Source organism: Xylanibacter ruminicola 23, from assembly GCF_000025925.1.
GTDB lineage: Bacteria > Bacteroidota > Bacteroidia > Bacteroidales > Bacteroidaceae > Prevotella > Prevotella ruminicola.
Genome location: NC_014033.1, coordinates 630,725 through 643,665, shown reverse-complemented (window position 1 = coordinate 643,665; position 12,941 = coordinate 630,725). Strand labels below are relative to the sequence as shown.

The 12,941-nt window shown below is 38.9% G+C and carries 11 protein-coding genes and 1 tRNA gene; 2 read left to right on the top strand and 10 right to left on the bottom strand.

Annotation, left to right across the window (positions count from 1 at the left end):
• Positions 1–693: 693 nt before the first annotated feature.
• Complete coding sequence (gene holA / locus PRU_RS02745; RefSeq protein WP_041385583.1) at positions 694–1,722, bottom strand: DNA polymerase III subunit delta; 1,029 nt, start codon at positions 1,720–1,722, stop codon at positions 694–696.
• A gap of 48 nt (positions 1,723–1,770) precedes the next feature.
• On the opposite strand from holA, the gene PRU_RS02740 reads away from it, so the two are divergent.
• On the top strand, positions 1,771–2,220 hold the full coding sequence (locus tag PRU_RS02740; RefSeq protein WP_013065492.1) for a type I restriction enzyme HsdR N-terminal domain-containing protein: 450 nt from the start codon (positions 1,771–1,773) through the stop codon (positions 2,218–2,220).
• A gap of 9 nt (positions 2,221–2,229) precedes the next feature.
• Here the strand turns inward: PRU_RS02740 and PRU_RS02735 are convergent, their stop codons facing one another.
• Positions 2,230–3,087 carry a zinc ribbon domain-containing protein gene (locus PRU_RS02735; protein ID WP_028907532.1) on the bottom strand — a complete coding sequence of 286 codons (858 nt, stop codon included), beginning with the start codon at positions 3,085–3,087 and terminating at the stop codon, positions 2,230–2,232.
• A 16-nt stretch (positions 3,088–3,103) separates the two neighbouring features.
• Entirely contained in the window at positions 3,104–3,889 is a 786-nt protein-coding gene (locus tag PRU_RS02730; protein WP_013063944.1) for a Nif3-like dinuclear metal center hexameric protein, read from the bottom strand.
• A 154-nt stretch (positions 3,890–4,043) separates the two neighbouring features.
• On the opposite strand from PRU_RS02730, the gene PRU_RS02725 reads away from it, so the two are divergent.
• Positions 4,044–4,117 (top strand) — tRNA-His (locus PRU_RS02725).
• Positions 4,118–4,319: 202 nt separating this feature from the next.
• Here PRU_RS02725 and PRU_RS02720 read toward each other — a convergent pair.
• The 7 genes from PRU_RS02720 to PRU_RS02695 are packed head-to-tail and all read right to left on the bottom strand — an operon-like array spanning position 4,320 to position 12,935.
• Positions 4,320–5,303 carry a hypothetical protein gene (locus PRU_RS02720; protein WP_013063244.1) on the bottom strand — a complete coding sequence of 328 codons (984 nt, stop codon included), beginning with the start codon at positions 5,301–5,303 and terminating at the stop codon, positions 4,320–4,322.
• Between the two features lie 3 nt (positions 5,304–5,306).
• A complete protein-coding gene (locus PRU_RS02715) occupies positions 5,307–6,899 on the bottom strand; it encodes an RNA-binding domain-containing protein (protein WP_013064888.1) in 1,593 nt (530 codons plus the stop codon).
• A gap of 45 nt (positions 6,900–6,944) precedes the next feature.
• Positions 6,945–7,268, bottom strand: a complete 324-nt coding sequence (locus PRU_RS15775; protein ID WP_143040157.1) for a hypothetical protein — start codon at positions 7,266–7,268, stop codon at positions 6,945–6,947.
• Positions 7,269–7,271: 3 nt separating this feature from the next.
• The gene (locus PRU_RS02710; RefSeq protein WP_013064041.1) at positions 7,272–9,107 is read right to left on the bottom strand and encodes a vWA domain-containing protein; all 1,836 of its coding nucleotides are present in this window, start codon (positions 9,105–9,107) and stop codon (positions 7,272–7,274) included.
• Positions 9,100–10,836 (bottom strand): AAA family ATPase, encoded by a 1,737-nt coding sequence (locus tag PRU_RS02705; RefSeq protein WP_049769063.1) that lies wholly within the window; start codon positions 10,834–10,836, stop codon positions 9,100–9,102. Before PRU_RS02705 ends, PRU_RS02710 begins: the two co-directional genes overlap by 8 nt.
• A gap of 1 nt (position 10,837) precedes the next feature.
• Entirely contained in the window at positions 10,838–12,382 is a 1,545-nt protein-coding gene (locus tag PRU_RS02700; RefSeq protein WP_013065187.1) for a hypothetical protein, read from the bottom strand.
• The gene (locus tag PRU_RS02695; protein ID WP_013064114.1) at positions 12,366–12,935 is read right to left on the bottom strand and encodes a hypothetical protein; all 570 of its coding nucleotides are present in this window, start codon (positions 12,933–12,935) and stop codon (positions 12,366–12,368) included. The genes PRU_RS02700 and PRU_RS02695 overlap by 17 nt, the downstream gene beginning before the upstream one ends.
• Between the last annotated feature and the right edge of the window lie 6 nt (positions 12,936–12,941).

Sequence of the window (12,941 nt, the reverse complement as noted above, 5' to 3'; positions counted from 1 at the left end):
AACAAATGTAGATACAATTTAAGATTTTATAATTTTAGTTTATAGTTTTATATTTGTAAATCAAAAGACGTTTAGGAATAAATCGGGGCTTTAAATTTTTAAATCTAAATTTGCGATTATAAATCTGTACAAAGGCTTATTTTAATGTTTTAATCTAACTAATTGGGTATAAATAAGGTAGTTACGTAAACTTTATACTTTTAAAACCCCTTTTGCAGCTTTCGGTTTAATAAGGTGACTATTTCTGCAAGGTATTTATAAATAAATTACATAACTAATTGATATTTAGCCACTTAAATGCACAATAATTAGTATGCATAAATATCAATATACAAAACAGAATCACAATATTTAGATATTAATATCTAAATTCAAATATCTGATTTAAGCTTTTAAATCCTAAAATCAACATCCATAAACCAATAAATTCCTAAACAGATGTTCAGATTTAAGAATTTAAATCAATGAAATTAAATCCTAATAAATGTGAACACTAAATTCCGCAAGCTCCAAAATTCCAGATTTTGCCATTTCTCGCGTATTCTGAACCATCGGTCGAAAAACTGGAAATACGCGAGTTTTGAGAGGGTACAAAATGCCGTAACTCCCCTATTTTACAGACATTTAGACATAAAAAAGGCGCTCATCAAAAGCGCCATTTTTATAAATTCTAGAATAACATTTTGCCCTAAATTAGTGCAAAATGTAAAAAATCAGTTCTTTCATAAGCTCTCCAGCAGGTGTATTTGGGTTATCCAGACCCTTACTTTTGGCGTCAATCTCTCGCATCTTCGAAATGATCTGCATCACCTTCATTCCAGAGTAGTTTCGCATACCCGTCATATAGTCCTTGGCTTGCCATGGATTTTTGAATTCCAGCCACTCTGCAACGCCCTCTTGGCTCTTATTATTTGGCGCGTAAAACGCAATCATTAAATTCTGGAAGTAATTAAAGAGCAAAGGGAGAAACGAGTAGATGGAACCAGCCTTTGGATTTTCGTCAAAATATTTTATTATCTGATTTGCCTTAAAAACATTTCGGTTCACAATGGCATCGCGAAGTTCAAATCCATTAAACTCTTTGCTCACACCAATCTGCTCCTCAACCACCTGCGGGGTCACTACCCTATTCTCTTCGGGCAACGAAATGATCACTTTATCCAGCTCACCTGTCAGTCTACTCAAATCGGCGCCAATATTCTCGGCTATCATCTGAACCGATTTGGCATCAATCCTGATCTGGCGTTTTTTCAGATAGTTCTCAATAAAACCTGGCAGCTCTCTATCCTTGAGTTTCATACTCTCAAACAGTATGCCGTGCGATTTGATAGCCTTCACGTACCCCGATTTTCTACCGTCAACCTTGCCGTTCTTATGGCACATCACCAAAACGGTGCTGGCCATAGGCTGCGCAAAATAGCGCTCAAGTGCCTCGGTATTTTTAATATTCTGCGCCTCTTTTACTATCACCACCTGGCGCTCGGCCATCATAGGATAGCGGCGTGCCAGGTCGGCTATCTGCGACGCATTTACGTCCGATCCGAACACCACAGTCTGGTTAAAATCACGTTCCTCAGGGCGTAATGCATGGTCGGCTATATAATCGGCAATCTTGTCGATATAATACGATTCGTCGCCCATCAGATAATAGACGGGCGCAAATTTTCCAGCCTCCAAATCGCGCATAATGCTCTCAAAACTCACATTTTTTGCCTCAGCCATGTTGCTATTTCATTTATTATTTGTAATTTTGCCTGCAAATTTACAAAAATGTTTCGATTAAACCTCCCTACATACGAAATAAAAATAGCCCAGCAGGGCAATAAACAGGTAATTTTCGACTTTTTACGCCGAAAATACGTAGCGCTGACACCCGAGGAGTGGGTTCGCCAGCATTTTGTGCATTATCTGGTTGAACACAAGGGTTACCCAGCCGGACTGATGGGCAACGAGATTGAACTGAGCGTGGGCGAGAAGCGTCTGCGTTGCGATACCGTATTATATAATAAGGTGGCAGCCCCACAGATGATTATCGAGTACAAAGCCCCACAAATAAAACTTCAGCAAAAGACGTTCAACCAAATATCGGCTTACAATCTTTTGCTGAAGGTAGATTATCTGATAGTTAGCAACGGCATGCAGCACATTTGCTGTAAGATGGATTATGCCAACCAAAAATATTACTTTTTAGAGGATATCCCCGACTATCAGAATTTATAACATTTCCGATTATTCCATATCGTTGGCATCGGTCGACTTCTTCGAGGTCGAAGTCTTGCGGATAGAGCGCTTTGCACGACCCTTCTTCTCCTCGGTAGCACCTGTTGCCTTGTCGATCTTAACGCCTGCCAGCTCTGGGTCGATCATGATACGTCCGCAGTACTCGCAAACAATAATCTTCTTGTGCATCTTGATATCCAACTGGCGCTGGGGTGGAATCTTGTTAAAGCAACCACCGCAGGCATCACGCTGTACATAAACGATACCCAGACCGTTGCGAGCGTTTCTACGGATGCGCTTGAACGAAGTAAGCAAACGGCCCTCGATCTTAGCCTCGAGTGTCTTAACCTGCTCCTTCAGCTTCTCCTCCTCTACGCGAGTCTCTTCCATAATCTCCTCAAGCTCGTTCTTCTTAACCTCCAGGTCGCTCTGGCGCTCTGCAATCAGGGCCTCGCTGCTTTCCTGCTCACGCTGCTTGTCGGCAATCTTGTTGTTAGCCTCGCGAATCTTCTTATTACACAGTTCAATTTCCAGTGTCTGGAACTCAATCTCCTTCGAGAGTGTGTCGTATTCACGGTTGTTCTTAACCTCATCCAGCTGAGCTTTATAGCGCTCTACGCTGGCCTCGGCATCGGCAATCTCGCCCTTCTTCTGGCTGATAGCTCTCTGGTAGTCCGCAATCTCGTTTGCAATCTTCTCAACACGAGTGGTCAAACCCTCAATCTCGTCTTCCAGGTCTTGTACTTCCAGGGGCAGCTCACCGCGCAACATACGCTTCTCGTCGATAGCCGAGAGGGCGGTCTGCAACTGATACAGCGTCTTCAGGCGCTCTTCAACTGACAGTTCTGATGGATCTTTCTTTGCCATAATTCTACTAATTTATTTAAATATACAATATTGGATTCGTACATGTTTCGGCTATGCAGGTTTTTACGCCGGGGCACTCCTTCTGGATAATCTCCTCAAAGATTTCGGCAGTGTACTGTTCGCTCTGATAGTGACCTATCACGCAAATCTGTATCTGCTGCTCATAGCCAAAGTACTGATGGTAGTGCATCTCGCCAGTAATAAATGCATCGGCCTGATTCTTAATGGCCTCGTCGAGCAGGAAATCGCCCGCACCACCGCAGATAGCCACGCGCTTAATGGGGCGGCGCAGCAACTCGTTGCACATCGCACACTCCACACCAAAGGCATTCTTCACACCAATAATAAAGTCGTCGGCAGCCATAGCTTCGGGCAACTCGCCCACTACCCCACTGCCAGCCTCAATGCCGTCAACCTGCTTCTGCGCGAAAAACGCCACATTCTGCAGACCCAGCTTCTGGGCTATCTTAAAGTTCACGCCGCCACGGGCATTATCCATATTGGTGTGCATCGATACCACCGCTATGCCCTGCTTAATAGCACGCATCACGGTGCGCTGAACGTCGGTCAGATCGCTGATGGTTTTCAAACCACGAAACAACAGCGGATGGTGGCTTACAATCAGATTGCAACCCTTCGCCATAGCCTCGTCAACGATACGTTCGTTCACGTCCAGACACAATAATGCCCCTGAAACCTCCGTCTCTGTCAGTCCCAGTTGCAAGCCAGCATTATCCCAACTTTCCTGCAAGGGCAGAGGCGCGAAACGTTCAAGGGCGCTCAGCACTTCTTTTATCTTCACGGCTGCAAAATTACAAAGAATAATTGAAACGCGCGCGAGCGGCCTCTCTTTGTTATACATTTTTAACCAAAAACTAAATTTTTATAAAAAACTACATCAAATGTTTGGTAGATTAAAAAAAACTCCGTACCTTTGCACCCGCAATTCAGAAATGGTGCCCGTAGTTCAGTTGGTTAGAGCGTCAGATTGTGGTTCTGAATGTCGTGGGTTCGAGTCCCACCGGGCACCCTCCAAAACAAATCCCTGTAAGTCAAGCACTTGCAGGGATTTCTGTTTTCAAACACATCAAATTTTGATGGAACATTGATGGAACATTTTTAAATTGTTCCATCAAATTTGGAGATTAGATACCACCAAGATTAGCTAACAATCAAACTATAATATGGATACTTCCAAAAATATTCGCATACTTGCACAGAGAATCATTTCTTTATTGAAACTTCTTCTCACCTTTCATTGCATCCTCGTACATGCCAATTGCAAATCGTCTTGGCTCTTCAAGTTTATCATACATGGCTTTAATCTCAGGAACCAGTTTCATATAATCTACTATGAAAATGCTCATAAATGCCAGGACACATTGAGTCGCATGTGGAGCCATAATTGTTAAATCTGCCCGACTTTCTCTTTTGAAAGCATCATGAAATTGAATAAGTGCCAAATATGATGGATGGCCATGAAGACTGAAGAATGAATAAGTGTTTTTGAGAAGATCCTTTTTGATTCGAAGATATTTATATGCATCTTCGAAACTGACTCGTTTCATAGTGTTGTCTTCCTCAAACACATATCGGTATCTTATACCAAAAGCATTTTTTATTTGATTCTTTGTCTGTTGACTGAGGTTCGAATAGAGTTCCGTTTTTTCTATCTCATTCATGCAGTTATCAATGTTCTGCTGTTCTTCTGCAACTCTTTGGGGATTGTGGCTACGCATTTCTTCGTCAAAATCATTTAATCTCTCTGTTAGTCCTTGAGCCATGAAAAGATTATAAAGAATTGTTTGTTCGTCTTCTGTGCTTGGGATGACAAATAATAGCTCAAAAGCAATTACTGACTCATATATCCTTCTTGCAATAGTAAACAATACAGATGGGTCTATAATAGGATTGAGATGGTTGGAACCATTATTATACCCCACACCATCTAACAAATATAGGAAATGGCAACTCTTACTAAAGATTGTTTGAAGCCAAATGTTTCTTTCATTTTCGAGAGATGACATGGCTTTGCGCCCTTCTGGTGATTTGAAGACTTCGAAGAAGAAATCAAGCATCACCCGTAAATACTGTTTGCAATCGTCAATTGTATCCAACTGAACAAACTTTCGAACCTCTTCGATTGTTAGCTCTTTTTCAACTTTTTCCTCAAATAGAACTGACAGTTTTTTAAGCTGTTCCTCACTAAACTCCATTTCCTATTTCCCAATTTTGATAACCCATTTACCTTCCTTGCGTCCATTTTGGCGCTCAATATTGATACCAAGTTTCCTAATAGCTGTAAACTCTCGTTGAATAGTCTTGTCGGACACCTTAAGCTTTCTGGACATTTCTATTAGAGTTGCCTCTGGTGATGTGCATATCAATTCAAGTATAACTATCTGTCTTTCAGATAGTTCTTTTAGGACATCTTTCTGGACATCTTTTAGGACATCCTTCAGGACATCAGGGATGTTCTTGACCATTTCCTGTGAACTATCCTTTATCTTCTCTCTTGTCGCTATGTCAGCAATAACATTGCCCGCTGCTTCATGACAGGGAATAGTGATGCGGAAGAAGGTGCGCTCTTCATCCGTAACGACGACAGCGCGAGGCGAGCCATTTGCCTTCAATACATTCTGGATGGTAGGAATACCTGTGCTTCGTCCTTCGGTCAACTCCAATTCCTTCAGATATTCACCCAAACGACGGTTGCGATAACGTTTGGAGATAAGCAATTCTCCACGATTGATGTCAGCAACTGGGATGCTGCGGTCTGGCCCACCAACGTTCTGAATGGTAATACCCTTCGGCTCGACAGTAATCACCACTGGCTCCCATTCCCGATAGTCGCGATGATATAACGAGTTCGTAATACTTTCCTCCAATGCTTGGTAAGGATAGGTATAGAACTTGATACTGTGGTTGTCATTCTTGGGTTTAATGATGGATTGCATCACCACCATGCGATTCAGATACTCCAACGTCCGCTCAATGATCTGTGTCACGGAACCTGTGATGACAGGAGCCTCATAGAGATTGTTGGGATTTACCAGTCGTCCTTCAGGGAAGAAAACCACTTCTACCTGTGTCCGCTTGAAAAACTTACTTGGATTCTCGCAAAACATCATTGCAGCAACATTCCTCAGCATACGGTTTTCTGATGGACCAACATACAAGTCCATCTGCTCCAGAATCTCGCTCAGTGGTCTTTCGTATAACTCATTAGCCAGCTTACTGCCTACTTTAACCAGATACTCACGAAGCAACAACGTAGATATATCCTCTACTTTAATGTCAGGATTCCCCCTTTCATCAAACGGTACACGACTTGCCAATTCACGTAGTTCGTCTAGCACCTCGCCCTTGGCAATGATGCTGCTCGTACCACTACGAATATAGAAATACTCCTTGCTACCATTCTTTGCAGTCACATTCTCAGGTACAGAGTATGGTCTGTTGATGCCTGCAGGACACCAAATCACCAGAACCTGCTTTCCGTCCACCTCTTCAACACTTGTCCTGGGCATATAATACGGTGACATCTTGTTGTTATAGCTCACCATATCCTGAAGAATACCGTCAATTTTCTCTATCGGCACACCTACGACGGGACGGATAGCCATCCCTGTATCATCATCGCTATCTACGCCAACCAATATATATCCACCACCAAGATCGTCGAAATCATTGGCAAAAGCACACACGCTATGGTATATACTTGCGGGATTCCAACCTTTCTTGAACTCAATCCTATTGGACTCTATCTTCTGCTTGTTCAGTAGATCTTCTATATTTATTGCCAGTGCCATATTTTATATCTTTTGCAAAGTTACAATATTTCTTCCAAATAATCATTAATCCCAACCTTTATCATCATTATTCTCCATATACCGACTTATGCCGTTATCGCCCATGTCGTCCTCAGATGCAGGGTCGAAGCCACGCATAATATCGTAACTGCTTAACTTATGAAAGTGCGAAGAGGAAAATGATATACTTGTAGAAGTTTCAGTTTTGGGCAACTTGTCTTGAATAGAGGATGTTGTATCAGGGGTATGCTGCTCAAGAACAGACGGATTATCACAGGCAACCGGTTCTGTTTGCCTTGACTTATTCTCACATGCTATTATTAATAGTGAGAGTGCAAGTGTCAGAAAAATAGCATTACAATTTCTCATATTTTAATTTAGATCATCCATAACCATGTCGCAGAAATCTATCGCATTGTCAGCTTGATAAACCTTAGCTCCAATTTCTGCGAGCCTATCATATCCTCGACAAGATTTACTATTACCCAATAGAAAAACATATAATTTGTTTTCATCATTTAGGTAATCTTCAAAAAAAGTTACTGACTCATTTATGTTGCCTAACTCTCCGTCTGTTATAATGACTGTAATCAATTCGTTCTTTGATTGTTCCAGAATTTCTCGAATACTATGAATTGGAAATTGAGTACCGCCGCTTCCATTTGTAAGCAATTTATCGCGTATTCTCTCATACTCATTTGTCCATGATATATACTCTTTAACATTATCAGAGAATTCTACAAGGGCTATCTTACCTTTGCGTGATTCAAAATAATTAAGGATACCAAAAGCTGCGAGAACAGCTTGATGCATATTGTCTGTTTCTCTGGAAACAGCTCCCATACTTCCAGAAGTATCTACAACTAGCAACGCATCCTTTTGTCTTTGTTCAACTCCAAAATACTCGTTTACAGATTGTTCCCATTTTTTCGTCGTAATTCCAGGAATTAATTTTGGTGCAGTAGAATATGTTAACATCATATCCAAATCTGCTATAGAATCTCCTATTCTCCAATTCGTTGGATATGTATAATTGTCTTTTGCGCCTTCATTGCCGACTTCTTCTATGGGAATCATTCCTGCACTTTGAACTGAAAACCATAATTTTTCTTTGTCTTTTTCTGACAATTGGTTTAAACCGGCAGCAGACAAGATTCTTTCAAATTCACTTATGGTTGTCTCAGAAGCTAGCTGTTCCAATGCATCCTTTACTTTTTCTGGGTCTAAAAAGATTAAAGCATTTCCATCTTTGTCACCGTCTTTTGGCTTAACCGACATTGAACCATTGATTTCTTGTTCGCTCTGCTGCTGACCATTCTGCTGCTGACCATTCTGCTGCTGACCACTCTGCCGCTGACCATTCTGCTGCTGACCACTCTGCCGCTGACCACTCTGCTGCTGACCACTCTGCTGCTGACCACTCTGCTGCTGACCACTCTGCTGCTGACCACTCTGCTGCTGACCACTCTGCTGCTGATCGTTGGATTCTTTTATATTCTTATTTTTATCTTTTATAAACAATTGAAAGAATACTCGGGCATATTCCTCCGTTTTATGTGTAAATAAAGATTTGTTTTCTATGCCATCTTCAAGAAACGTGTTTGCTAGAGAACTTACAATATCTTTTAACTCAGTATCACTTTCATAAATATTCAGACTTGTTTTCCAAATGGCCTCCTTCATTAGAAACATGAGTTTGGAATGTCTAGGAGAATTTTCAATACCTCCGCATTTTAGTATCCAATTAATTTCGCTTTTTACAGTTTCTTTTGGGTTGAAATAGAAATTTCTAGAATCAACAATAATATCTGCTGCTTGATTTGCAATATCTCCACAGATACTATTAATTCTTTGCAAATCAAGATGCTTGAATTCTTTGTCATAAACTGACAAAATGCATTTGAGCATACGAAAGTATGTAATCGTGTCAAATGGGCAGCACATGTAATGACCTATTTCATGACGTGTAAGAACCTTAACCTCTTCTTGAAATTCAGCAAAACTAACAGGCAATTTCCCAAAATTCAGATGTATTTGCCATGTGTTACCAATTGTGATATAATACTCACCTGTCGTATAATGTTTATCGTCAGCCAATAATAGTTTAATTTCAGGCATAGGTATACCAAGTGAATTTTTATATTCACATTGAAATACACACTCTACAGCATCTAATGCTTTTTGTAAGTAAATGGCAGAATTATCCATTTATGTCAGACAGGATCTTATAAATTATATTTGTTTCTTCTCCTTTAAAATAGAATTCCCATTTACCTTGGGATATACATTTTATTGCAAGCTCACATTCATCATTATTGAAATCCATCAAAGGAATTTTCTTAAACATTGTGACCCTTTTGGGGAAATTTGGCTGAACTTTAAGAACTAAATTACGGATAGAATCCACAGATTTAATTGATTCGTCCGTCAAAGTAAATGTATATTCGTTAGATTGTAATACTCTTAACCGTTGAACTATTTGCTCAAATATGTAGGCTCTGTTTGGAATATCATATCGATATGCCAATTCATCTTTGATAGATTTCAGCGTTTTAAAGTCAGTTGTAATGGATATCTTATCATTGTATTTACAAATCTCATTATATACGGGAGCGTATTTCCCCTTAAGGATTGGAACAATTTCCGACGTTAATATTAAAAAGTTATTCTGGGAACTTTCTGATGCGGAAATTAACTTGTCGAATTCTTCTTCTGACAATTTCCCCTTTTTTACATCTTCAAATTCAAACAAGAAGCTCTTGACTCCGTCAAATTCTTTTCTTATAAGCTTTATAATGTCTTTTGTGGCATCAAGCTGTATGTCAACTAAAACATCATTATCAGTACGTAAAGAACTGTGTTCACATTTGTTTTGGACCAGCTCATCGCAAAATTTTTTACTTAATTCAGATCGATGCCAAATCAGATAAGGAGCCAGTATCTCAATATGTTTTACTTCTACTTTTTCATCTCCCAAGAACCACGCTATAGCTTTTCCGTATCTATAAAGATCTTCTTTTACGCGTACGCTTAAAGGATGCTTTATTTTACAGCATACTTTATCTTTGGCATCCATATGACATCCTTTACATAACGTCTTATCAACAGAAAGAGACTCGTTAGTTTCTTTTGATATGCGACAGCAGAGTCGATATGAATCTATTAAAAAGTTAACAAATAGTTCTGCTTCATCTGTATAGTGAATATTCTTTACTTCTTCTTGAACATCCTGCAAAGAAAAGTCCCTTAACCATTCATTTAAGTTGTTGTCAATTTTGTCCTTGCGTCCAATTGTACTAAAACTATCATAGTCTGGCATTGTAATGGGCAGAGCCAATGCGAATCGGTCTAAAAAAGGCAAAGACAGCTCAAAGTTTGCGTTGTCCTTTGGATTCATAGTTGCGAATAAAGTAAAAGGAGCAAGTGTACGTGATTGATTATGATATTTTACAGAACCTTCTGCCAAAAGAGACAACAATATATTCTGAGCATATGGAGAAAGACGATTAATTTCATCTATTATTTTCCAAGAGGAATCAACAAAGTCGTTCCATATAACCTTTACTTTGCCCTCTTTGATTAATTCAGGATTCATCATTTGCGCAAAATCTAGGCTGCCAAGAATTTTTTCTTCTGTTAACTGCGGGTGTCCTCGTAATATGCAGTCTTCAATTTTATCTTTTGAATAATGCATGAATATTTGCCCCAAATACTTTGAAAGAGTCGTTTTGCCTCCACCATGTCCACCGTACAACATCATAGTTCCACGTTCAACTATGGCATTGATTACAGCCAGTGTCTCTACAAGATATACCTTTCTTCCATTTAATTCTGGTATCGAAAAATGAGCGCCAGGTAATTCTGCGTTATGAACGTAAAGACTGCTTACTCTCAATCTATCTAGAGCACCAATAATATCTTTATGTAATTGTTTCATATCAGTTATAAGTTTTCTTAATTTCCAACTTAATCAAGCCCTTGCTTAGTAACAATTTTATCTTCTTTTCGTCTATATCAGACTCTGTTAAGTTCATCAAATCTGGCAAAGAGTCTAACCATTCCATCGGAGCTTGCAAACCGGTAAGTTTTAATGTTTCCTCGAACTTTTCTGTTGTTGTTTTCATTAGTTCGATCATTTGGAATATACTTTGGTTAGCTAAAGTGTTAAAAAAATTACATCCATCAGAGAGGCATTCGGTTATTCCGTTCCTAAGATTGTCCAAGCTTCCATCTTGACCATATATGGAATCGTAGTTGTCCTTAAGGCTGGCATCATTATCAGTTGATTTCTCCAACATTTCTTTCTGATTTTCATATTTTTCAATAAAGTCAGTAAATTCCTCATTTACCGATTGCATGATTTTTGCAGCTTCATCGTTCATGTCTTTTATACTCTTTGCCTTCTTGGCAAGCTGATTTTTCATGTCAGAAGCTGATATAGAAGGAACTATTCTTATAGATCCTTCATTATACAACTTTGTATAATTGAGTATAAGATTGCTTATATTGGAACCACTTTTAAGACCATCATAATTTGATGATGGGATATTTAAAATCGGAGACGAATAAAAGGTCTTTATTGTTTCATATTTTATTAGAAAGCTCTCCCAATCCTTTGTTATAAATTCTTTAAGAGATTGAAGATAGTCGTCCTCAACTATAGGCATTTCTTTTTGGAATTTTAGGAATAATGCTTTGATGTTCATATCATTATTCTTTGCCACGCCGCTATTTACCAAATATGATATTGATTTGGTTAATGAAGTAACACGATTGCGTATTATAGTGAAATAATTGGTGTTTTTGTCTTCACCTTTTTGAACATCCATAGATTGAAACTTCTTTCTTGCCTGTTCAAATATGTCACTATAAAAGTCAATGGTGTTATCTTGTTTTTGTTCGGCAGTATACAGGTCCTTTACTGAAGTATAGTTAAGTTCAGATATACTCGAGACACCCTCATATTCATTCTTCAATTGTTTTAGCAATCCATCTATTTCATTTTCAAACGTGTTGTTATCAATGAATTCAGTAACTATTTTCTTGATTTTGTTTCCAAAATTAGAAATTAGTTTACCGAAGATGCTTTTTTCGTCAATCTTGGATACTACTTCCTTCGCAGATAATATTTTTTCTATATCATCAGCATAGCTGTCATAGTTGTCCTTTAAGAATTTCTTAAATGCTTTTATGTTTTCTCCGTTTTTTGATGTGGTCAAACTACCAATCCATCCAATAAATGCATCCAAACCAGGAGCAGTAATCTTCTCATACAACTGATTGAACAAGCTTTTGATCGCATTTTCTTTTGTCTCAAAATCCGCAGCCTTAGTAATGTTGTCTAATGACAATTGGCAAGCTGCCAGCTGTGCTACCCATTCCGAACTTTTTAGCTCGGAGTCAAGCATTGAGACGAACTGAGGACTTTTCCGTCGTTCTAAAGCAATCTTGTATTTTTTTGAGTATTTATCTATCTGTATCATCTTGTTTATTATTTATGAGATTCTCTATATAGGTTTGCAAAGTTGTGTAATTCTGTACGCGACTAAGTGACTCTTTGCACAAATTATGTATTGGAACATATGCCGAGTTACACAAATCTGTATAAACAGACTCTATTGTTTTACGAATGGATTCTATATCTTCAAACTTAAAGTATGCTTCCTTGTCTTTGGGAGAGGGATTCATTTCAAACATGATATATTTCATTTTGTCTGAGGATCCAATCTTCCATGCATATTTTTTCCATAGAATATCGTTATCAAACGGTGGTTTAATAGTACCTATCGGGGCACAGTCATTTATCAACAAAGACACCCATTGGTTTTCGAGAAGCGCATCAATTGGTACTTGATATTTTGTCCGAATTTCAGTTCTTTTACGCGAGATGCGTTCAGCAATATCCTTTAATTGTCCACACAATGTATTAATAGAGGTTTTCATGTTTTCAACTCTCCATGAGAGAGTTTCCAAAATCAAATATGTAGATAGGCTTGCTGAATCATCTTCCAATTCCTGCTTGATCAATTTACACATTGATAT

Bases quoted from the DNA above. Each gene is read 5' to 3' on its own strand.
- holA (WP_041385583.1), bottom strand. From the start codon at position 1,722: ATGGCTGAGGCAAAAAATGTGAGTTTTGAGAGCATTATGCGCGATTTG.
- PRU_RS02740 (WP_013065492.1), top strand. From the start codon at position 1,771: ATGTTTCGATTAAACCTCCCTACATACGAAATAAAAATAGCCCAGCAG.
- PRU_RS02735 (WP_028907532.1), bottom strand. From the start codon at position 3,087: ATGGCAAAGAAAGATCCATCAGAACTGTCAGTTGAAGAGCGCCTGAAG.
- PRU_RS02720 (WP_013063244.1), bottom strand. From the start codon at position 5,303: ATGGAGTTTAGTGAGGAACAGCTTAAAAAACTGTCAGTTCTATTTGAG.
- PRU_RS02715 (WP_013064888.1), bottom strand. From the start codon at position 6,899: ATGGCACTGGCAATAAATATAGAAGATCTACTGAACAAGCAGAAGATA.
- PRU_RS15775 (WP_143040157.1), bottom strand. From the start codon at position 7,268: ATGAGAAATTGTAATGCTATTTTTCTGACACTTGCACTCTCACTATTA.
- PRU_RS02710 (WP_013064041.1), bottom strand. From the start codon at position 9,107: ATGGATAATTCTGCCATTTACTTACAAAAAGCATTAGATGCTGTAGAG.
- PRU_RS02705 (WP_049769063.1), bottom strand. From the start codon at position 10,836: ATGAAACAATTACATAAAGATATTATTGGTGCTCTAGATAGATTGAGA.
- PRU_RS02700 (WP_013065187.1), bottom strand. From the start codon at position 12,382: ATGATACAGATAGATAAATACTCAAAAAAATACAAGATTGCTTTAGAA.
- PRU_RS02695 (WP_013064114.1), bottom strand. From the start codon at position 12,935: ATGTGTAAATTGATCAAGCAGGAATTGGAAGATGATTCAGCAAGCCTA.